This window comes from Arenibaculum pallidiluteum (genome assembly GCF_017355985.1).
Classification (GTDB): domain Bacteria; phylum Pseudomonadota; class Alphaproteobacteria; order Azospirillales; family Azospirillaceae; genus Arenibaculum; species Arenibaculum pallidiluteum.
Map to the genome: position 1 here is coordinate 89400 of NZ_JAFIQU010000004.1, position 19604 is coordinate 109003.

A 19604-nucleotide genomic window follows, 5' to 3' on the forward strand; every position below is an offset into this window, starting at 1 on the left:
TCCAGCAGTCAGATGGTCGCCGAGCGATGGCGCAGCGTGTAGCGCATGGCGCGCCCGGCGATCTCCTGGCGCTCCAGGAGGAAACCCGGCTCCTCGTCGGGCCGGTTCACGATGAAGGAGAGCCGGACGGACTCCCATCCATGGCTGGCATCGAAGGCCGAGATTCGGATGTAGCGGTCGCCATAGGCCTTGCGGCAGGCGTCCAGCTCCAGCATCACGCCGGCCGCGTCCTTGGCGTCGAACAACGGCAGCTCCCACATTTCCCAGAAGGTGTTGCGCGGGTGCGGGTCGTCGGTGAATTCGATGTTCACGGCCCAGCCATTGTCGATGCAGTACTGCACCTGGGCGGCGATCTGGGCGTCCGTGAGTTCGGGCAGGAAGGAGAAGGTTCCCTGTGTCACGCGCATGGCGCTCTCCTCTGTCTGGTCGGGGCCGGCAGGTGCGCCGGCCCCGCAAGTTCGGTCGATCGGTGGGGCTGCGAGGCGTTCACTCGGCCGCGGTCGCGGTGGGCACGAAGTCCGGCGTGTCCGTAGAGGCGTAGTTGAAGGTGACGTCCTTCCAGGTATCCAGAGCCTGGCGGAGCGGGAGGCAGTGCCGTGCCGCAGCCTGCAGGATCTCGGGCCCCTCGTTCACGTAGTCCCGGCCCTCGTTGCGGGCGAGAACCATGGCCTCGAGCGCGACGCGGTTCGCGGTGGCGCCGGCCTGGATGCCCATCGGGTGCCCGATGGTGCCGCCACCGAACTGCAGCACCGTGTCCTCGCCCAGCAGGTCCAGAAGCTGGTGCATCTGGCCCGCATGGATCCCGCCCGATGCCACCGGCATGGTCTTGCGCAGGCTGGCCCAGTGCTGGTCGAAGAAGATCCCGTTCTCGAGCCGCGCCGGCATGAAGTCGGCCCGGCATACGTCGTAGTAGCCGCGCGTCGTCGCCGGATCGCCCTCCAGCTTTCCGACGACCGTCCCGGCATGGATGTGGTCGACGCCGGCGAGGCGCATCCATTTGGCGATCACGCGGAACGAGACTCCGTGGGTCTTCTGCCGCGTGTAGGTGGAGTGGCCGGCGCGGTGCAGGTGCAGGATCATGTCGTTCCGGCGCGCCCACTTCGCCATGGACTGGATCGCCGTGTAGCCGATCACCAGGTCGATCATGACGATCACGGATCCGAGCTCGCGCGCGAACTCTGCCCGCTCGTACATGTCCTCCATGGTGGCGGCGGTGACGTTCAGGTAGGTCCCCTTGACCTCGCCGCTTTCCGCCTGCGCCTTGCTGACCGCCTCCATGCAGTGCAGGTACCGCTCGCGCCAGTGCATGAAGGGCTGCGAGTTGATGTTCTCGTCGTCCTTGGTGAAGTCGAGCCCGCCTTTGAGCGCCTCGTACACGACGCGTCCGTAGTTCCGGCCCGACAAGCCGAGCTTCGGCTTCACCGTCGCGCCCAGGAGCGGGCGGCCGAACTTGTCGAGCCGCTCGCGCTCGACCACGATTCCCGTCGCGGGGCCGTCGAAGGTCTTCACATAGGCGACGGGCAGGCGCATGTCCTCGAGCCGCAGCGCCTTCAGGGGCTTGAAGCCGAAGACGTTGCCGATGATCGAGGCCGAGAGGTTCGCGATCGAGCCCGGCTCGAACAGGTCCAGGTCGTAGGCGATGTAGGCGAAGTACTGGCCCGGTGCATTGGGCACGGGATCGACGCGGTAGCACTTCGCACGATACTTTTCGCAGGCCGTCAGCCGGTCGGTCCAGACCACGGTCCAGGTGGCGGTGGAGGATTCTCCGGCGACCGCCGCGGAGGCCTCGACGGGATCCACACCATCCTGGGGCGTGACCCGGAACAGCGCGATCACGTCCGTGTCCTTGGGCTCGTAGTCGGGCTCCCAGTAGCCCATCTTGCGGTATTCCATGACGCCCGAGCGGTAGCGGTCGGCACCGGTGACGGTGGTGGTCGCGGTCTTCATGATCGGGTTCCTTCGGGTGAAGTGGGGCGCGAGCCGGTCGCGCGTGGCTTGGGCTTTGCAGGCTTCTGCTTCGCGAACTTCGGTCCTGGACGGTGCCTCGATCGCTCAGGCGGCGCGTGCGCCCGCCTCGGCGGGATCGAGCATCCCGCTGCGGTATCGCCGCGCCATCTCCGCCATGGGCAGGACCTTGATGCGCGAGGCGTTGCCGGCGGCGCCGAACTGCTCGAAGCGGTCGCGGCACAGGTCGCGCATGGCCTCCATGGCGGGCTTCAGGAACTTCCGCGGGTCGAACTCGGCGGGGTCGCGGTGGGCGACCCGGCGCATTGCGGCCGCCATGGCCAGACGGCAGTCGGTGTCGATGTTGACCTTGCGCACGCCGTGGCGAATGCCGCGCACGATCTCGGCGACCGGCACGCCCCAGGTCCTGGGCATCCTGCCGCCATTGGCGTTGAAGATCTCCTGCAGTTCCTCCGGGACCGAGGAGGAGCCGTGCATCACGAGGTGAATGTGCGGCAGCCGTGCGTGGATCGCCTCGACGACGTCCATGGCGAGGATCTCGCCATCGGGTTCCCGCGCGAACTTGTAGGCGCCGTGGCTTGTGCCCATGGCGATGGCGAGGGCATCGACCCCCGTGGCCTGCACGAACTCCACGGCCTGGTCGGGGTCGGTCAGGAGCTGGCCGCGGGACAGCGTTCCCTCGGCGCCGTGCCCGTCCTCGGCCTCGCCCCTGCCCGTCTCCAGCGAGCCCAGCACGCCGAGCTCGCCCTCGACCGAGGCGCCGACCCAGTGCGCCATGTCCACGACGCGGCGGGTCACGGCCACGTTGTAGTCGAAGGGTGCCGGCGTCTTGGCGTCGGCCAGCAGCGATCCGTCCATCATCACCGAGGTGAAACCGTGCTGGATCGCCGTCATGCAGGTCGCCTCGTCGTTCCCGTGGTCCTGGTGGACGCAGATCGGGATCTGCGGGTGGGCGGTCTCGAGCGCCTCGATCATCTTGGCGAGCATGACGTCGCCGGCATAGGAGCGGGCGCCGCGGCTGGCCTGGAGGATCACGGGCGCGTCCATGCTGCGCGCCGCCTCGAGCACGGCGATGCCCTGCTCCATGTTGTTGATGTTGAAGGCGGGAACGCCGTAGCCGTGCTCGGCCGCGTGATCCAGGAGCTGGCGCAGGGTTATGCGGGCCATGGGTCTGTCCTCTGTCTCGAAGGGGTCAGCGGGCCAGCGAGAGCGCCGTCTCGGCGACCCGCGCTGCGGTCAGTCCGAAGTGCTCGTAGAGCGCCTCCGCCGGCGCCGATGCGCCGAAGCCGTCCATGCCGATGAAGACGCCGTCGGGGCCGAGCTCGCGGCACCAGCCGTCCTCGACCGCGGCCTCCACCACGATGCGGGGCGCCGGGCCCAGCACCGTCTCGCGATAGGCCTTCGGCTGGCGCCGGAACAGCTCGCGGCAGGGCATGGAGACCACCGCCGCCCGGATGCCCTCGCCCGCCAGCGTGTCGGCCGCCTCGCAGGCGATCGCGACCTCGGAACCCGTCGCGATCAGCGTGACCTCCCTGCCCGTGAAGGGTCCGCGGATCACGTATCCGCCCTGTGCGACGCGGTTGACGGCCGTGTGCTCGGTCCGCAGCGTCGGCAGCGCCTGGCGGGACAGGCAGAGGATCGAGGGACCGGTCGCATGGCCCAGGGCGCACAGCCAGCTCTCGGCCGCCTCGACGGCGTCGGCGGGCCGGAAGACCAGCAGGTTCGGCATCGCGCGCAGGCTCGCCAGATGCTCGACGGGCTGGTGCGTCGGCCCGTCCTCGCCGAGGCCGATGGAATCGTGGGTCATCACGTGGATGACACGGATCCCCATCAGCGCGGCCAGGCGGATGGCCGGCCGCGCATAGTCGGCGAAGGCCAGGAAGGTGCCGCCATAGGGGATGAGCCCCCCATGCAGCGCCAAGCCGTTCATGGCCGCGGCCATGCCGTGCTCGCGCACGCCGTAATGGATGTAGGCGCCCGATAAGTCGTCCGCGGTGACGGGGCGCTGCGCCTTCACCTTCGTGCCGTTGGACCCCGTAAGGTCCGCGGAGCCGCCGACGAGCTGAGGCACGGACCCGGCCAGCACCTCGAGCACCCGCTGGGAGGACTGGCGGGTCGCGAGGTTCGGCCGGGTCTCGGCGAAGGCGGCCTTCAGCGCGTTGACGGTCTCCACGGTTCCGGCCGGCAGCGGCTCGGCAAGCGCCGAGAGGAACGCATCGCCCAGCGCGGACTGGGCCAGACGGCCCGCCCAGGCGTCCCGGTCGGCGGCGCCCCGCGCACCCGCGGCGCGCCAGGCCGACAGCACCGGCTCGGGCACCTCGAAAGGCCCGTGCGGCCAGTCGAGCGCGGCGCGCGCCGCGGCGATCTCGGACTCGCCGAGCGGGCTGCCATGCGCTGCGGAGGTGCCCTGCTTGCCCGGCGCGCCGCGGCCGATCACGGTCCGGCACGCGATCAGCGAGGGCCGGTCCGTCTCCAGCTCGGCGGCGATGGCCGCGGCCACCGCCTCGGGATCATGGCCGTCGACGGTGCGCGTCGACCAGCCGGCGGCACGAAAGCGTGCTGCCTGGTCCATGGAGGTCGAGAGCGCCGTGGACCCGTCGATGGAGATGCCGTTGTCGTCGAACAGGACGATCAGGCGCGACAGGCGCAGGTGGCCGGCAAGGTCTATGGCCTCGTGGCTCAACCCTTCCATCAGGCAGCCGTCGCCGGCAATCACGAAGGTCCGGTGGTCGACCAGCGCGTCGCCGAAGCGCGCGTTCAGCATCCGCTCGGCCAGCGCCATGCCGACGGCGGTGGCGATGCCCTGCCCCAGGGGGCCCGTGGTGACCTCGACCCCGGGCATGTGGCCGTACTCGGGATGCCCTGCCGCCTTGGACCCGAGCTGGCGGAACGACTTCAGGTCGTCGAGCGTCACCCCCTTGTACCCCGTGAGGTACAGGAGCGCGTAGAGCAGCATCGAGCCGTGCCCCGCGGAAAGCACGAAGCGGTCGCGGTCCGGCCATTGGGGATCGGAGGGGTCGAACTTCAGGAACTGCGTGAAGAGCACCGTCGCCACGTCGGCCATACCCATGGGCATGCCGGGATGGCCGGAGGCCGCCCGTTCCACCGCGTCCATGGACAGGGCGCGGATCGCGTTGGCAAGGTGGGAGCGTTCGGCGGCGCCGGGGCGCCGCGCGTCGATATCGATGGTCGCGGTCACGTCACATCTCCTTCCCCGGGCGCGCCGGGGCTCGCGCGCTCAGCTTGCGCGGCGCTTGCGTTCGATCAGCTGCAGGATCATCGGCGTCAGGATCAGCTGCATGGCCAGGTCCAGCTTGCCGCCCGGGACCACGATGGAGTTCGCCCGGGACATGAAGCTGTTGTGGATCATGGACAGCAGATAGGGGAAATCGATGCCCCTGGGATTCGCGAAGCGGATCACGACCATGGATTCGTCGGCGGTCGGGATCCACCGGGCGATGAACGGGTTCGAGGTGTCGACCACCGGCACCCGCTGGAAGTTGATGTTCGTCCAGGTGAACTGCGGGCAGATGTACCGGACGTAGTCCGGCATCCGGCGCAGGATCAGGTCCATCACCGCCTCGGTCGAGTAGCCGCGGGTCGAGCGGTCCCGGTGGATCTTCTGGATCCATTCGAGATTGATGACCGGGACGACGCCGATCTTCAGGTCGGCGTGGCGCGCGACGTCCACCGTGTCAGTGACGACGGCGCCGTGCAGGCCCTCGTAGAACAGCAGGTCGCTGCCCTCCGGGAGCTGCTCCCATTGCGTGAAGGTGCCGGGCTTGGCCCCGTAGAGCTCGGCCTCGTCGTTGTTGTGGATGTAGTGGCGGAAGCGGCCGGTGCCGGTCTCGCTGTAGCTCCGGAACAGCTCCTCGAGATCCTCGAAGAGGTTCGAGGCCGGTCCGAAATGGCTGAAGTTCGGGTTGCCGAGGGCCTCCTCCTCCTTCATCCGCACCTTCATTTCGGCGCGGTCGTACCGATGGAAGGCGTCGCCCTCGACGCAGGCAGCGTTGACGCGCTCGCGCCGGAAGATCTGCTCGAAGGTGCCGCGGACGGTCGTCGTTCCGGCGCCCGAGGAGCCCGTGACCGAAATGATTGGGTGCCTGGCGGACATGATCTTCCTCCTCAGGCGCGGAACAGGCTGCGATGGCCGAAGAGCGGCGCACGCTCCCCGATGCAGCTGGGATCGAGGTGATAGCGCCGGATACGCGAGACCTCGCGGGCCGAGCCGAAGACCAGCGGGATGCGCTGGTGCAGGGCGAGTGGCTGGAGGTCCAGGATGCGCGTGTTCCCGTCGGTCGCCATGCCGCCGGCCTGCTCCATCACCATGGCTACGGGATTGGCCTCGTAGACCAGGCGCAGCCGGCCGCGGCCATAGCCCCTGCGGGAATCGGCGGGATACAGGAAGACGCCGCCGCGCACGAGAATGCGGTAGGCCTCGGCCACCAGGGACGCGATCCAGCGCATGTTGAAGTCGCGTCCGCGCGGTCCGTCCTCGCCCTTCAGGCAGTCGTCCACGTAGATCCGGATGCAGTCGTCCCAATGCCGGTAGTTCGAAGCGTTGATGGCGAACTCCGAGGTCCGGTCGGGCACGGCCCGGCCGGCGCCGGTAAGGCGGTAGACGCCGTCGGGATCGAGGATGAAGACGCGGGTCCCCTGCCCGAGCGTCAGCACCAGGGCCGTCCGCGGCCCGTAGACCACGAAGCCGGCGGCGAGTTGGCCGCTGCCCGGCGTCAGGAAAGTGCTCTCGGGGATCTCCGTCCCCGCGCAGGGCAGCACCGAGAAGATCGTGCCGACGGAGACCTCGTTCTCCAGGTTGGCCGATCCGTCCAGCGGGTCCGCCGCCACGGCCAGCGCCGCCGCCGGATCGAGGAGAACGGGCCCGGCCTGCTCCTCCGAGGCATAGAGCGCCACCGGCGCCCCGCGCAGGGCCTGCAGGATTGCGGCGTCGGCGACGAGGTCGAGCGGCTTCTGGACGTCGCCGTCGAGGTTGCGCTGGGACGGCGATCCGTCGGTGCCCTCGGGATGCCGGCCGGCAATGGCGGCGCGGATCACGATGCTGGCATCGGCGAGGGCACGTACCGTCCGAACAAGCGCGAGGCGCTGCGGGTCTCCCGCGGCGAAGCCCTCCAGGTGGAAATCGAGCGACTGGGCTGGTTCCATGTACTTTCCCCCCGCCGTTCCTGGCTCTGTGGCTGCTCACCGGCACCGGGCCGGAGGTCTGCCGCCCCGCATCGGGGCTTGGCCAATGTTTCGGCTGCACATCGAGTGTGCAGGCCAACTATCACTTAGAAAAAGCAATTAAACTTCCCATCACGGTAAGTTTTCCTTATTGTGGCCTCGTGCGAAACGTCTCCCTCCGTCAGCTCAGGAGCATGCTTGCGATCGCGCGGCGGGGTACCGTCGCCCACGCCGCGCGCGACCTGTATCTGACGGGACCCGCAGTAACGCTCCAGATCCGCCAGCTCGAGGAGGAGGTCGGCCTGCCGCTCTTCGACCGCACGAGCGCAGGCATGCTGCCGACCGAGGCCGGGCGCGCGCTGATCGAGACTGCCGCCAAGGTGGAGGGGCTTCTATCCGAATGCGCGGACCGCCTCGCCGCGCTGAAGGGGCTCGACGCCGGGCATGTCTCCATCGGCGTGGTGAGCACGGCCAAGTACTTTGCCCCGCGCGCGATCGCAGCCTTCGCCCAGATGCATCCGGGCATCGAGACGAGCCTCCTGGTCGGCAACCGACTGGAGATCCTCGAGGCGCTGCGCACGCACCGCGCCGATATCGTGCTGATGGGCCGGCCGCCAGCCGACATCGATCTCGTCCACGCGCTGCTAGGACCGCACCCGCTGGTGGTCATCGCCCATCCCGACCACCCGCTGGCCGCGGCAAAGGCGATCCCCCGCGAGTCGCTGCACGGGCAGACCTTCCTGCTGCGCGAGACCGGATCCGGGACCCGGACCGCCTTCGAGGGGTTCTTGGCAGAGGCGCTGGGCTTGGCGGCGGGCCTGCGCTTTTCGGAGATGGGCAGCAACGAGACCATCAAGCAGGCGGTGATGGCCGGGCTGGGCGTCGCCTTTCTGTCGGGCCATACGATCGGAGCCGAGCTGGAAAGCGGGCGGCTCGCAGTTCTGGACGTGGTCGGGACGCCGGTGATGCGGGAATGGTTCGTCGTGCGCAGGGCAGACCGGACGCCATCCCCCTCAACCGCGGCCTTCGAGCGCTTCGTGACCGACCGGGTCGCCGATTTCCTGCCCGAGATCCAACGCTTCCTGCGTGGCGGAACCGCGACCCGCCCGGCCGGTTGAACGGGGGGCGCGGTGGCGTACATCCTCCGCGCCCAGCCAAGGAGGAAACCGCATGTCCGACAAGCCGGACCGCGACAGGCCGCAGGGCGAAGACAGCGTCCTCGGCAATCCCGAGAGCTTCGAGAAGCATGACGCGCCGGCGGGCAAGGGCCCGCACGAGAACGCCAAGGACGAGATCGGCCATATGGGCGAGAACTCGCCGCAGTCCGACGCCGACAAGGGCCGCCAGGCCTGAACGTCGGCACGAGGGGCCCCGGCGCGGGCGTGCGGGATCTGGCGCTCGTGACCTGACGACGCTTTAGGGCGCGCCGCCGACGCCGAGGCTCCCGATGCCGCCCTCCCGTCCCGGGCCAATCGCCGGGACCGCGGCGCCCCGCGCGGCGGGCACCGTCCGTCACTCGGGGATCAGGATCTCGCCGCGCCCGCCCTCGGCCATGTCGCCGATCAGCCGCCGGGCGCGCGCGAGCGGCCGTGAGCCCAGCCATCCCGACGGCTCGCCGACATGGCGCTGCAGGAGCGACAGGAAGACCCAGTCATGGCTTCCGGCATCCACGAATCCTTCGGGCGCGGCTGCCGGGGCACGCCCGAGCAACAGCGTGCCCCGGCGCATGCCATAGCCGGCATGGGCCCCGCAGGCGCCACCGGCGGCCACGGTCCCCGCCACCATGAACGCGCCGCAGAACTCGCCGGCGGCACCGTCGACAATGATCGTGCCGCGCCGCATCCGCTCCCCAGCCCGTGCGCCGGCCGAGCCGCGCACCGAGATCAACCCGCCCGTCATGCCGCGGGGCTCCGCCGGCATCGCCGCGCCGAGGAAATCTCCGGCATCGCCGAGGATCTCCACGATGCCGCCGGCCATTGCCGCGCCCGCATGGGATCCCGCGCGCCCCTCGACCGTCACCTGCCCGCCACGCAGCCGCGCGCCTAGCCTGTCGCCGGCATCGCCCTGCACGACGATCCGCCCCTCGGCCATGCCCTGGCCGATCCCATCGGCGCGAAACCCCTCGGTGCGAAGGACCAGCGTATCCTCGTCCCCGCCCTCGGCGACGTCGAACGCGTCGCCCAACGGAACCGGCAGCCCGCCCACGGTGACGACGATCCTGCGCACTGCATCGGCGCCGAGGCCCCGCAGGCGCCCAGGCGCCAGCGCCAATAGCTCCACCGGACCCGCCACGCCGGCGCGCGGCTGCAGCGTGAAGCCGGTCATGCCATCACCTCGTGCAGGCGGAAATGGTACTTGCCGAGCTTGCCCCCGTAGTTCCCGGCATCGACCGCGATCACCCCGCCGGCCGGCCCCAGGGCCGCCGCCGCCGCGATGCCGGCGCGCGTCGCGCGGCGCACGGCCTCCTCGTCGATGCCGTCGATGACGAGCTCCAGCACCGCCTCGACCCCATCGGGCACGCGCGTCTCCGGCTCGACGGCCCTGAGCGTCGGGCAGAAACGGGTGTTGGTCGAGGCGATCAGCCCCTTGTACTTGGACCCGACCTTGGACCCCGAGCGCACGACGCCGCCCGGGAACGGCAGGATGGCTCCGGGCTCGTCCCGGATGGCGGCCGCGGCCGCCGCGGCCGCCCGCAGGCATTCGGGCCGCGAGCGGCCGAGTAGGATGAAGTTGCCGCCGCCGATGCCCTCGCCCACGGCGACCGAGCCTTCGCAGACGAACTCGCCGTCCATCACGGGAACGCGCCAGTAGCGGCGCCCGCCGAGCCGCTTGGCGATCTGCCAGCCGTCGCCAAAATAGCGCAGCCCGTCTCCGAGCGGTATCCGCTTGCCCTCCTGATGGCCGGCATAACAGGCCGATCCCGGCGAGGTCATAACGCATTGACCGACCCGCCGCTGGACCTGCTTGGCCAGCTCGTCGCGCGAGACCGCGAAGATCAGGACCGAGGCACCCGGGCGCCCGTCGGGCGTGCGCTCCGGCGGCAGGATCTCGTCGACGGCCGCCTCGCAGCCGCAGGCGATCACCGAGGTCGCGAAGCCGGTCATGCTTGTGGTCGCCGCCGCCACCCATTCGGGCGTGTCGGCGGTCACCACCAGCCGCGTGAACTTCATCGGGAAGGCCTCGGCGAAGGTGTCGACGATGGTGACGCCGTTGATCTCCATGGCCTCAGCCCTGTCCCCGTGCGCCGTGGCGGACCGGGCCGTCGCCGCCCCGGATCTCGTCGTCCGAGATCGCGAAGTGCTTCGCCTTGATGCCGATCCGCTCCTCGAAATGCCGGGCCACCACGCGCCCGATGGCATCGTCGAACCCCGGCCGGACCACGTGGGTGCTGCCCTTCGTCACCGTCACGGTGCGCCCGTCCCGCGCGACCAGGACACCGTCCTTGAAGACCATTCGCGGCCTCTCGAACATGGCGCGCCGATCCGGCAGGTCGTCGTACACCACGACATCCGCCGCCGCCCCCGGCCCGAGATGCCCGCGGTCCCGCAGCCCGAGGCTGCGCGCAGGTGCCGCCCGCGTCATGATCGCGATCTCGGCCAGCGTATATTCCCTGGCGATCGAGCCGAGGGTGGTGTGCGCAGATGCTTCGGGATGGATCTCCGCCAGCCGCGCGAGACGGTAGTCGCGGTCCATCAGCAGCCGGATCAGCTCGGGATAGCTCGTGAACGGGCCGCCATTGGGATGGTCGGTCGTTAGGAAGACGCGCCAGGGATCCTCGATCAGCAGGAACAGCTCCAGCCCGATCGCCCATTGCAAGGCGTTCACGAAGGACTTGTCGCGATAGCGGAAGGGCACGACGCCGCAGCCGGCGTCGCATTCGATGTCCATGGCGGCCCATTTGCGGGGATGAGCGAGCGGTGCCGTCCCCCGCTGGGTCATGGTGTCGGCCGAGGCGGTCACCGTCTGGCCGAAGACGATCTGCCCGACATCGACCGAGAGCGTCGGCGTGCGGTTCACGGCCTCGGCGATGCGCGCCGCGCCGGACGAGAAGCGCCGGTCCCCCTCGGTGTCGTAGCTGTGGAATTGCACATGGGTCAGGTGCAGGGGCAGCCCCGCCGCGGCGCCGATCGTGTCCAGCGTGGTCGCGACGTTGCCGGGAACCCCGAGGTTGCAGCCGTGCACGTGGAGGGGGTGCGGCAGGCCGAGGTCGTGCACCGCGCGGGCGAGCGCCGTCAGGATCGCGCGCGGCGTCAGCCCGTAGCGCGGCCCGGCCTCGTCCAGATCGAGCCGGCGCGCGTTGTACTTGAAGGCATTGATGCCGCCGGGATTGACGGTCTTGATCGCCATGCTCTGGGTCGCGGTGAGCATCCAGCCGACATAGTCGCGGATGGTCTCCGGCCGCTCGCCCCTGGCCAGCAGGTCCAGCAGCAGGTCGTCGCTGCCGAGCACGAGATAGCCGCCCGTGTCGATGATCGGGATGTCAGCCATCTCGAGATGCGCATGGCGCGCGTTCGAGCCCAGCATGGCGGGCTCGAAGGCGGCCGTGTAGCCCATCTCGGCGTAGCGGCATCCCGTGACGTGGGTCGATGGCGTCACGATGCCGCTGCCGCACAGGCAAGCCCCCTCGGCGGGAACGATCGTCGCGTGATGCTCCTCGGACATCAGCATCCGCGCCAGGTTCATCTTGCCGCCGGCAATGTGGCTGTGGATGTCGATGGCGCCGGGCATCACGATGCGGCCACCGAGGTCGTGCTCCTCGTCGATCCGTTCGCCCGGCCCGGGCGCCTCGACGACGCGCCCGTCCAGCACGTGGATGTCCGCGGTGGCGTCCTCGCGTCCGTTGGCGGGATCATAGACGCGCCCGTTCCTGAAGCGGATCCTCATGATGCCGCCCCGCCCGCGGCAGGAACCGATGCAATCCGCGCCTCGATCCCCTGCAGGACCGTCTCGACGCTCGGCAGGCCTCGCGAGACCAGCGCCCCCACCCGCAGCGCCACCACCGCGTCGCCACGGAAGACATGACCCGGATGATCGATCCCGGGGGTGCCGACGGGGATCAGCACGTCGGGCTCCGTCGGGGGCTCCTCGCCGGTCCCGCACAAAAGGATCAGCGGCCCGTCGGGATTCTGGTCGGGCGGACCGGCCCCCAGGGCCGAGATCCACAGGGCGGCATCGCATTCGGCGATGTGGTGCTCCCAGGACAGCGCGCCGGCGTCGTGCCGCAGCGTGCCGCCGGCGAAGCTCGTGCGCAGCGGGAAGCCCGTGCGCCAGACGCAGACCTGGTTGGCTCCCATCGCGTTCGCCATGCCACCGAGCGGCAGCCCGGAGCACCGGGTGATCAGGTCGACCTCGCGCACCAGGCGCATGACGGCCTCGATGGCGAGGTCCGCCCCCAGGGTGTCGAGCTGCCCCGCCGACCAGGCGATCACGCCATAGCGCGCCTCGCGAAGCTCGGTCGCGAGCGCGGCGGCCGGCCCTTCCGCGCCATGACCGCGCAGGGCGGCCCTGATCGCGGCGATCGCATCGGGGAGGTCCCCGCCGGCGAGCGGAACCTCGGACACATCCACCCCGGCAAGCTGCTGGCGTGCCTCCGCGCTCGGCGCCCCTCCCAGGAAGACCACGCGCCGACGGGCGCCCTCCGGCAGAAGCGCGAGCGGGGGCGCCACCCAGCGCTCGAAGAAGCGAGGGTGGCGCGGGGTCGGATCGGGGCCCACCACGACCAGGAGATCGCAGCGGTTCCGCAGCTCGGCGAAGGTCGTGACGCTCCAGCCCGTGCGCTGAAGGACCGCAAGGTTCCGGAACAGCGCGGCCGATCCGCCGTGATCCACCGTGGCCCCGATGCGCTCGGCGAGCGACAGTGCCGCCCGGATCCCGTCCACATCGGCCGCAAGCCCGCCGATCAGGGCCGAGCGGCTGCGGCCCAGCCGTTCGGCCGCGGCGTCCATGGCCTCGTCCAGCGTGGCCGCCTTGCCGGCTACCCGCGGACCCACGGCCGGCGCGCCGCGGCGGAAGAAGCCGTCCGCGAGCGCGCAGGCGGTGCGCACCGGCGAGGTCGTCGCCCCGTCCGCCTCGATCGCCAGGTCGTCGCAGCCGAGGCCGCAGAGCGGGCAGGTCACGTCCTCGTGCAGCGCCATGATGCCGCGGACCTCAGTCGTACTTGATATATGCGAAGCGCAGGTCGCCCTGCGGGGTTCCCTCGAGCGCGCCGCCCGCGGCCGGACGCCACTGGACGACCTCCTCGATCTTGCGGGCGAGCTCGAAATCCTTGTCCGTGATGCCCTTGGCGGTGTGCGTCATCAGCCGCACCTCCACCCAGGCATAGGAGACCGTCATGTCGGGATGGTGCCAGGCGGCCTCGGCCAGGTGGCCGACGGCGTTCACGACCATCAGCGTGCCCTTCCAGCTGCTGGTCTTGTATTTGCGGCGCAGCCAGCCGTCGCGCACCGTCCAATGCGGCAGTTCCGCCTTCAGGCGGGCAGCGGCCTCTTCCTCGCCGTAGACCCGCGCCGCTTCCTCGGCCATGGCGCCGACCTCCCCAGGGTTTGCTTCAGTAAAGGCGCCGTCGGGAGGGGTGCAAATTGTCCTCTCGTACAATTTGCGCCCCCCCACATCCATGGGATCGTTTCCCCTGGGTAATCGTGAAAGGCAAGGGGGGCCATGCCAGGGACCGCTGACAGCCCGACCACCATCCGCGTCCGGGCTCCGGCGCGGCTGCATGCCGGGTTCCTGGACCTCGAGGGCGGGCTGGGACGTCGCTTCGGCAGCATCGGGATCACGCTGGACGACGTTGCGACCGTGCTGCGTGGATCGCGGGCGCCCGGCTCGCGGCCGCGTGCCGAGGGCCCCTCGGCGGAGCGCGTCCTGCGCAGCATCGACCGGCTGCAGCGGGAAACAGGCCTGCCCGGCGAGATCGCCGTCACCGTCGAGCAGGCGATTCCCGAGCATGTGGGCCTCGGCTCAGGCACGCAGATGGATCTTGCCGTCGCGACGGTGATGGCGGGTCTCACCGGCCGTGCGGAATCCAGCCGCGACCTCGCGCGCCATCTCGGCCGGGGCGCGCGTTCGGGTATCGGCATCGGCGCCTTCGAGCTGGGCGGCTTGATCGTCGACGGCGGCGTCGGCCCGACGCCCCAGGTTCCGCCGGTGATCGCGCGCATGCCCTTTCCGGAGCGCTGGCGCATCCTGCTGCTGCATCACGAGGGCGGCAGCGGCCTTCACGGCACGCAGGAGATCGAGGCCTTCCGGGCCCTGCCCCCCTTCCCCGCCGAGCGCGCCGGCCATCTCTGCCGGATGGTGCTGATGGTGGCGCTTCCCGCGCTGGCGGAGACGGACCTCCGCCGGTTCGGGGATGCGATCGGCGAAGTCCAGCGCGTCGTCGGCGACCACTTCGCCCCCGCCCAGGGCGGCCGCTTCACCAGTCCGTTGGTCGCCGAGGCCCTTGGCTGGCTGGAGCGCCAGGGTGTCTCGGGCATCGGGCAGAGCTCCTGGGGCCCGACGGGTTTCGCCGTGGTCGAGGAGGCGGACGCCGAGAGGCTGGCTGGCGAGGCGCGGCGGCTCTGGGACGGAACGCCGCTACGCGTGCAGGTCTGCCGGGGCCGCAATGCCGGCGCCGAGGTGATGGCCTACGGGCCGCTGGCCATGAGGGCACGGGCATGAGCGCGGGCAACGCACCCTATGTGCTGCACATGATCACGCCGCTCGGGAACATGAGCCCGTTTGACGTGAACATGGCGGCCGATGCCGGCATGACGGTGATCGTGCCCTACACTCACGTGAAGCTCGACGAGGTCACGGCGCTGACGCAGGACGCGATGTTCTCGCGCGAGCCGCGCAACGCCGTGCGCACGGGCATCTTCATCGGCGGGCGCGACGCGCTGGGCGCCATCGACATGCTCGATGCCGCGACCAAGGCGATGTTCCCGCCCTTCATGATCTCGGTTTTCGCGGACCCGTCCGGCGCCTTCACCACCGCCGCCGCGATGGTGGCGGTGGTCGAGAACGCCCTGACGAAGTCCGGTGCCGACGGGCTGAAGGGCCGCAAGGTCCATGTCTACGGCGCGACCGGCATCGTGGGCGGCATCGTCTCGGTGATGGCGGCCCAGTCCGGTGCTGATGTCACCATGGTCAGCCACCGCGGCATCGAGGCCGTCCAAAAGCCCGCGGCCGATCTCGGCACCCGCTTCGGCGTGCCGCTCGGGACGGCCGACAGCTCCGGCGGCAAGGACGCGCTGATGGCGGATGTCGAGGTCATCCTGTCCTGCGGCAAGGCAGGCGTCATGACCATCTCGGCGACCGAGCTCGCGCAGGCCCGCAACCTGCGCGTCGCGGCCGACGTCAACGCCGTGCCGCCCCTCGGGATCGAGGGCGTGGGCGTGAAGGACGAGGGCAAGCCGCTGCCGGCCGGAAACGGCATCGGGATCGGCGCCCTGGCAGTCGGCAACGTCAAGTTCCGGGTCCAGCATGCCCTGCTCGAGCGCATGGGCAAGGCGGAGAAGGCCGTCCATTTCGGTCATCAGGAGGCCCTGGATGCCGCCCGGGAACTCGTCCGTTGAATCCGGGCCCGGCGGCGTGCTGCCGGCCAGCATGCTCGTGGTCGCCCTCTCCGCGCGCGCTCTGGCGGCGGCGGCCCGGCGGGCCGGCTTCGCGCCGGTCGCCATCGATCTTTTCGGCGACCTCGACACCTGCGCGCTTGCGGTCCCGGCATTCCGGGTGGAGGGCGACGGCGCCGCGTTCCGCCGGGATGCGCTGCTGCGCATCCTCGACCGGCCGGAGCTCCGAGGGCTGCCCCTGGTCTACGGAGCCGGGTTCGAGCACGATCCGGACCTCCTGGCCGCGATGGCGCGCGGGCGCCCCGTGATCGGCAACACGCCCTCGACCGTCTCGCGCCTCAAGGACCCCTTCGCCTTCTCCGAGGCGCTGGCGCGTCACGGGATCCCGCATCCCGCGGTGGCCCGGCGCGTCGCTGATCCCGCGGGCTGGCTGTCCAAGAGCATCGGCGCGAGCGGAGGCGCCCATGTCCGCCCTGCCAGCGCCCCGGCCGCGAGCTCGGGCCGATACCTCCAGGCGCGGGTGGGCGGTCGCCCGCTCTCGGCGCTTTTCGTCGCCGACGGAGAGCGGGCGCGGCTGCTCGGCTTCAGCGCGCAATGGCATGCGCCGACGGCCCGCGCGCCCTTCCGGTATGGCGGAGCGTTCGGCCCCGTACGCGTCCCGGAAACCCTCGGCGCGGCGCTTGCGGCGGCAATCTGTGCCGTGACGCGGGAGTTCGGCCTGGTCGGCCTCAACGCGGCGGATTTCCTGGTCGACGGGCCGTCCTTCCACCTCGTCGAGGTGAACCCGCGGCCGGGGGCGACGCTGGACGTCCTGGACGGGGGCACGCTGCCCCTGCTCGGCCTTCATGTGATCGCCTGCAGGGACGGCAGAATCCCGGACCTGCCCGACGCGACCGACGCCCGTCCGCAGCGCGCGGCGGCGATCCTCTACGCGAGGCGCAGCCTCCTGGCCCCGGACCGCCTGCCCGCATGGACGGCCGACTGGCCTGCGCCCGGCGCCACGATCCCGGCTGGCGCCCCGGTCTGCACGGTGATGGCCAAGGGACGCGATGCCCGGCGGCTGGTCCGGGAGCGGCTGGACCGTCTGAGGGTGCAGCTCGGGGGACCGCGCGGCGCGCGGCCGCGGCCCCGCGGGCATTCCCTGGCCGCGCAGGAGTTCGCGCAATGACCGCGCAAAGCCGGCCCAGCCTCGCAACGCTGGCGGGGCCGATCACCCGCGGACTGCTCGCGGATGCGGAAGTCCTGCGGATCGGGATCGAGCGCGTCGGCGGCGCCGCCGTGGTCGACGCCGGAATCCGGCACCGGGGCGGAATCGAGGCCGGGCGGCGCATCGCGGAGCTCTGCATGGGCGGCCTCGGCCGCGTCAGCGTCGCGGGCGAGGCCACCGGCCGCTGGCCTGTCTCGCTGACGGTGCACAGCACTGATCCGGTCCTCGCCTGCCTGGGCAGCCAGTATGCCGGCTGGGCGCTGTCGCACGAGGGCCCGGAGGGCAAGTTCTTCGCCCTGGGCTCGGGGCCTGGCCGCGCCCTGGCCGGCAAGGAGAAGATCTTCGAGGAGATCGGCTATGGCGACACCGGCGATGCCGCCGCCATCGTCCTTGAAACCGACAAGGTGCCGCCGGAAGCGCTGATCGCCCGCATCGCCGCCGATTGCGGCGTCGCGCCGGAGCGCCTGACGCTGGTGCTGACGCCCACGCGCAGCCTGGCCGGCACCGTGCAGATTGTCGCGCGGGTCCTGGAGGTGGCGCTGCACAAGACCCACAGCCTGGGCTTCCCGCTGGAGCGCGTGGTCGATGGCGTCGGCACCGCCCCGGTTCCGCCGCCCGGCGCAGGCTTCCTGCCCGCCATGGGCCGCACCAACGATGCGATTCTCTATGGCGGAACGGTGCACCTGTTCGTCGAGGGGCCCGACGACGCGGCAGAGGAACTCGCCCTCAAGCTTCCGAGCTCCGCCTCGCGCGACTACGGCCGCCCCTTCGCGGAGGTCTTCGCGGACTACAAGTGCGACTTCTACGCAGTGGATCCCATGCTCTTCAGCCCCGGCCGGGTGATCGTGACGGCGGTGGAGAGCGGCCGGAGCTTCCATGCGGGGAAGCTCGATCCCGACGTGCTCGACCGGTCCTTCCATGGCTGAGCACCGGACCGCCCTGCTCCTGGCCGAGCGGCCGGACTGGCACACGCCTCGGCTGCACCGGGCCATCGAGGCGCGCGGCATCGCGTGCCGGATCGCCTCGCCCCGGGAATGCGCTCTCGTCGGCGGTGCTGACGGGGGCGGCGTGATCGTGCCCGGCATGGGGGGCCGGCTGCCCGCCGCGGTCTTCGTGCGCGCGGTCGGCAAGGGCAGCTTCGAGGAGGTCACGCTCCGGCTCGGCGTCCTGCATGCCTTCGGGACGCTGGGCGTTCCGGTCTACAACGACGCGCGCGCGATCGAGCGCTGCGTCGACAAGAGCACGACCAGCTTCCTGCTTGCCCGGGCGGGCATCCCGACGCCGGACACCGTGACTGTGCAGGGCCGGGAGGGTGCGGCGGCCGTCATCGCCGAACTCGGCGGCGAGTTCGTCCTGAAGCCGCTCTTCGGCGCCCAGGGGCGGGGGCTGATGCGCATCGCGACCCCGGGGGACCTGCCGCCGGAGGAGGAGGTCGCCGGCGTCTATCATCTCCAGCGCTTCGTGCCGCCGCTCTCCGCTGACGCATGGCGCGACCGGCGCGTCTTCGTCGTCGGCGGGCGCGCCATTGCCGCCATGACCCGGCGGGGAACCCACTGGATCACCAACGTGCACCAGGGGGCTGCCTGCGAGCCCGCCCCCGCATCCGGAGCCCATGCCGAGCTGGCCGTGGCCGCGGCGTCCGTGCTGGGCGCGGACTATGCGGGCGTCGACCTGATCGAGGACGGGCGCGGCGGATGGCTCGTGCTCGAGGTCAACAGCATGCCGGCCTGGCAGGGCCTTCAGGGCGTCGCCCCGGTCGACGTCGCCGAGGCGCTGGCCGAGGACTTCGTGGAACGGGTGATACGTGCCGCACGACGACCTCTTGAGCTGGCCTGATGCGGACGCGCCGGTGGCGGAGCTGTTCGTGGCCTCATGCAGGGCGGAGATCCTGGCCCTCAAGCCCGGGAACGTGCATGTGCACGCGGACGGCCACGGCATGACCGCGCAGCAGTTCCTGGACAGCGCCGAGGCAGCCGCCCCGCCCCTGACAGCACCCGGCCGCACGGTCGGCGAGCGGATCCTGGACGCCGTCAGGGCCACGCGAGCGGTCGCGGGCTGCAACACCAATCTCGGCATCGTCCTGCTGACGGCGCCTGTCGCGCAGGCCCTCGAGGAGGCGCGGCCCGGCGAGGCGCTGCGGCAGCCGCTGGCACGGGTCCTCGACGGGCTCACGGTCGGCTCCGCCGAGAAGGCCTACGAGGCCATCCGCATCGCGTCGCCGGGCGGGCTTGGCCGCAGCGGGAACCACGACGTGGCGGAGAAGCCGCGGGTGACGCTGCTCGCCGCCATGCAGGAAGCAGCCGGACGGGACCGGATCGCCGCGCAGTATGCGGGGCACTATGCCGATGTCTTCGAGATCGGCATGCGCGCAGTCGAGGACAGTCGGCAGGCCGCAGCGGATCCGGTCCGCGCGGTCGAGGCCGCCTATTGGGATTTCCTGACCGCCTTCGAGGACAGCCACGTGGCCCGAAAGCACGGCAATGCGACGGCCGCCTGGCTCCTCCGCGGCGCTCGGGAGATTAGGGGGCGGCTCGACGAGACCGCGTCGCCCCTGGAACGGAAGAGGATCGCCCTGGAATTCGACGAGGACCTGAAGCGCCGCGGGATCAATCCCGGGACGTCGGCGGACCTGGCGGTTTGCGCCCTGTTTGCGGTCTTCGCCGAGGACAGGCTTTCCTCGGCAACGCCTTCACATCCCTAAG

The 19604-nt window shown here is 70.9% G+C and carries 19 protein-coding genes; 8 read left to right on the forward strand and 11 right to left on the reverse strand.

Annotation, left to right across the window (positions count from 1 at the left end; translation table 11 throughout):
• Nucleotides 1-8 precede the first annotated feature (8 nt).
• The 6 genes from JUB13_RS10400 to JUB13_RS10425 all read right to left on the reverse strand — a co-directional run bounded on the left by JUB13_RS10400 (nucleotide 9) and on the right by JUB13_RS10425 (nucleotide 7128).
• On the reverse strand, nucleotides 9-407 hold the full coding sequence (locus tag JUB13_RS10400; RefSeq protein WP_207478741.1) for a ribulose bisphosphate carboxylase small subunit: 399 nt from the start codon (nucleotides 405-407) through the stop codon (nucleotides 9-11).
• Nucleotides 408-486: 79 nt separating this feature from the next.
• Nucleotides 487-1947 (reverse strand): form I ribulose bisphosphate carboxylase large subunit, encoded by a 1461-nt coding sequence (locus JUB13_RS10405; protein WP_207478742.1) that lies wholly within the window; start codon nucleotides 1945-1947, stop codon nucleotides 487-489.
• A 105-nt stretch (nucleotides 1948-2052) separates the two neighbouring features.
• Nucleotides 2053-3132, reverse strand: a complete 1080-nt coding sequence (gene fba, locus JUB13_RS10410; protein ID WP_207478743.1) for a class II fructose-bisphosphate aldolase — start codon at nucleotides 3130-3132, stop codon at nucleotides 2053-2055.
• A gap of 25 nt (nucleotides 3133-3157) precedes the next feature.
• Complete coding sequence (gene tkt / locus JUB13_RS10415) at nucleotides 3158-5164, reverse strand: transketolase (RefSeq protein ID WP_328702912.1); 2007 nt, start codon at nucleotides 5162-5164, stop codon at nucleotides 3158-3160.
• Nucleotides 5165-5203: 39 nt separating this feature from the next.
• A complete protein-coding gene (locus JUB13_RS10420; protein ID WP_207478744.1) occupies nucleotides 5204-6079 on the reverse strand; it encodes a phosphoribulokinase in 876 nt (291 codons plus the stop codon).
• Between the two features lie 11 nt (nucleotides 6080-6090).
• A complete protein-coding gene (locus JUB13_RS10425; RefSeq protein ID WP_207478745.1) occupies nucleotides 6091-7128 on the reverse strand; it encodes a class 1 fructose-bisphosphatase in 1038 nt (345 codons plus the stop codon).
• 179 nt (nucleotides 7129-7307) lie between these two features.
• On the opposite strand from JUB13_RS10425, the gene JUB13_RS10430 reads away from it, so the two are divergent.
• Nucleotides 7308-8264: a LysR family transcriptional regulator gene (locus tag JUB13_RS10430; protein ID WP_328702913.1), complete on the forward strand. Its 957-nt coding sequence runs from the start codon at nucleotides 7308-7310 to the stop codon at nucleotides 8262-8264.
• 52 nt (nucleotides 8265-8316) lie between these two features.
• Nucleotides 8317-8499 (forward strand): hypothetical protein, encoded by a 183-nt coding sequence (locus JUB13_RS10435; RefSeq protein WP_207478747.1) that lies wholly within the window; start codon nucleotides 8317-8319, stop codon nucleotides 8497-8499.
• 159 nt (nucleotides 8500-8658) lie between these two features.
• Here the strand turns inward: JUB13_RS10435 and JUB13_RS10440 are convergent, their stop codons facing one another.
• The 5 genes from JUB13_RS10440 to JUB13_RS10460 are packed head-to-tail and all read right to left on the reverse strand — an operon-like array spanning nucleotide 8659 to nucleotide 13668.
• The gene (locus JUB13_RS10440) at nucleotides 8659-9471 is read right to left on the reverse strand and encodes a formylmethanofuran dehydrogenase subunit C (protein WP_207478748.1); all 813 of its coding nucleotides are present in this window, start codon (nucleotides 9469-9471) and stop codon (nucleotides 8659-8661) included.
• Nucleotides 9468-10367 (reverse strand): formylmethanofuran--tetrahydromethanopterin N-formyltransferase, encoded by a 900-nt coding sequence (gene fhcD, locus JUB13_RS10445; RefSeq protein WP_207478749.1) that lies wholly within the window; start codon nucleotides 10365-10367, stop codon nucleotides 9468-9470. The genes JUB13_RS10440 and fhcD overlap by 4 nt, the downstream gene beginning before the upstream one ends.
• Nucleotides 10368-10371: 4 nt before the next feature.
• On the reverse strand, nucleotides 10372-12030 hold the full coding sequence (locus JUB13_RS10450; protein ID WP_207478750.1) for a formylmethanofuran dehydrogenase subunit A: 1659 nt from the start codon (nucleotides 12028-12030) through the stop codon (nucleotides 10372-10374).
• The gene (locus tag JUB13_RS10455; RefSeq protein ID WP_207478751.1) at nucleotides 12027-13280 is read right to left on the reverse strand and encodes a formylmethanofuran dehydrogenase; all 1254 of its coding nucleotides are present in this window, start codon (nucleotides 13278-13280) and stop codon (nucleotides 12027-12029) included. Before JUB13_RS10455 ends, JUB13_RS10450 begins: the two co-directional genes overlap by 4 nt.
• A gap of 13 nt (nucleotides 13281-13293) precedes the next feature.
• A complete protein-coding gene (locus tag JUB13_RS10460; RefSeq protein ID WP_207478752.1) occupies nucleotides 13294-13668 on the reverse strand; it encodes a 4a-hydroxytetrahydrobiopterin dehydratase in 375 nt (124 codons plus the stop codon).
• A 135-nt stretch (nucleotides 13669-13803) separates the two neighbouring features.
• Between JUB13_RS10460 and JUB13_RS10465 the strand changes: the two genes are divergently transcribed.
• Genes JUB13_RS10465 through JUB13_RS10490 form a run of 6 tightly spaced genes read left to right on the forward strand, consistent with a single transcriptional unit; the run spans nucleotide 13804 to nucleotide 19603 of the window.
• Complete coding sequence (locus JUB13_RS10465; RefSeq protein WP_207478753.1) at nucleotides 13804-14802, forward strand: beta-ribofuranosylaminobenzene 5'-phosphate synthase family protein; 999 nt, start codon at nucleotides 13804-13806, stop codon at nucleotides 14800-14802.
• On the forward strand, nucleotides 14799-15698 hold the full coding sequence (locus JUB13_RS10470) for an NAD(P)-dependent methylenetetrahydromethanopterin dehydrogenase (RefSeq protein ID WP_236024873.1): 900 nt from the start codon (nucleotides 14799-14801) through the stop codon (nucleotides 15696-15698). Before JUB13_RS10465 ends, JUB13_RS10470 begins: the two co-directional genes overlap by 4 nt.
• Nucleotides 15673-16863 carry an ATP-grasp domain-containing protein gene (locus JUB13_RS10475; protein WP_207478754.1) on the forward strand — a complete coding sequence of 397 codons (1191 nt, stop codon included), beginning with the start codon at nucleotides 15673-15675 and terminating at the stop codon, nucleotides 16861-16863. Before JUB13_RS10470 ends, JUB13_RS10475 begins: the two co-directional genes overlap by 26 nt.
• Nucleotides 16860-17828, forward strand: coding sequence for a methenyltetrahydromethanopterin cyclohydrolase (gene mch, locus JUB13_RS10480; protein ID WP_207478755.1), 969 nt, complete (start codon nucleotides 16860-16862; stop codon nucleotides 17826-17828). The genes JUB13_RS10475 and mch overlap by 4 nt, the downstream gene beginning before the upstream one ends.
• Nucleotides 17821-18738, forward strand: coding sequence for an ATP-grasp domain-containing protein (locus JUB13_RS10485; RefSeq protein ID WP_207478756.1), 918 nt, complete (start codon nucleotides 17821-17823; stop codon nucleotides 18736-18738). Before mch ends, JUB13_RS10485 begins: the two co-directional genes overlap by 8 nt.
• A complete protein-coding gene (locus tag JUB13_RS10490) occupies nucleotides 18725-19603 on the forward strand; it encodes a triphosphoribosyl-dephospho-CoA synthase (protein WP_211115522.1) in 879 nt (292 codons plus the stop codon). The genes JUB13_RS10485 and JUB13_RS10490 overlap by 14 nt, the downstream gene beginning before the upstream one ends.
• Nucleotide 19604: the final 1 nt, after the last annotated feature.

Excerpts from the sequence above, each read along its gene's own strand:
- JUB13_RS10400 (WP_207478741.1), bottom strand. The coding sequence starts at position 407 with ATGCGCGTGACACAGGGAACCTTCTCCTTCCTGCCCGAACTCACGGAC.
- JUB13_RS10405 (WP_207478742.1), bottom strand. The coding sequence starts at position 1,947 with ATGAAGACCGCGACCACCACCGTCACCGGTGCCGACCGCTACCGCTCG.
- fba (WP_207478743.1), bottom strand. The coding sequence starts at position 3,132 with ATGGCCCGCATAACCCTGCGCCAGCTCCTGGATCACGCGGCCGAGCAC.
- JUB13_RS10420 (WP_207478744.1), bottom strand. The coding sequence starts at position 6,079 with ATGTCCGCCAGGCACCCAATCATTTCGGTCACGGGCTCCTCGGGCGCC.
- JUB13_RS10425 (WP_207478745.1), bottom strand. The coding sequence starts at position 7,128 with ATGGAACCAGCCCAGTCGCTCGATTTCCACCTGGAGGGCTTCGCCGCG.
- JUB13_RS10435 (WP_207478747.1), top strand. The coding sequence starts at position 8,317 with ATGTCCGACAAGCCGGACCGCGACAGGCCGCAGGGCGAAGACAGCGTC.
- JUB13_RS10440 (WP_207478748.1), bottom strand. The coding sequence starts at position 9,471 with ATGACCGGCTTCACGCTGCAGCCGCGCGCCGGCGTGGCGGGTCCGGTG.
- fhcD (WP_207478749.1), bottom strand. The coding sequence starts at position 10,367 with ATGGAGATCAACGGCGTCACCATCGTCGACACCTTCGCCGAGGCCTTC.
- JUB13_RS10450 (WP_207478750.1), bottom strand. The coding sequence starts at position 12,030 with ATGAGGATCCGCTTCAGGAACGGGCGCGTCTATGATCCCGCCAACGGA.
- JUB13_RS10455 (WP_207478751.1), bottom strand. The coding sequence starts at position 13,280 with ATGGCGCTGCACGAGGACGTGACCTGCCCGCTCTGCGGCCTCGGCTGC.
- JUB13_RS10460 (WP_207478752.1), bottom strand. The coding sequence starts at position 13,668 with ATGGCCGAGGAAGCGGCGCGGGTCTACGGCGAGGAAGAGGCCGCTGCC.
- JUB13_RS10465 (WP_207478753.1), top strand. The coding sequence starts at position 13,804 with ATGCCAGGGACCGCTGACAGCCCGACCACCATCCGCGTCCGGGCTCCG.
- JUB13_RS10470 (WP_236024873.1), top strand. The coding sequence starts at position 14,799 with ATGAGCGCGGGCAACGCACCCTATGTGCTGCACATGATCACGCCGCTC.
- JUB13_RS10475 (WP_207478754.1), top strand. The coding sequence starts at position 15,673 with ATGCCGCCCGGGAACTCGTCCGTTGAATCCGGGCCCGGCGGCGTGCTG.
- mch (WP_207478755.1), top strand. The coding sequence starts at position 16,860 with ATGACCGCGCAAAGCCGGCCCAGCCTCGCAACGCTGGCGGGGCCGATC.
- JUB13_RS10485 (WP_207478756.1), top strand. The coding sequence starts at position 17,821 with ATGGCTGAGCACCGGACCGCCCTGCTCCTGGCCGAGCGGCCGGACTGG.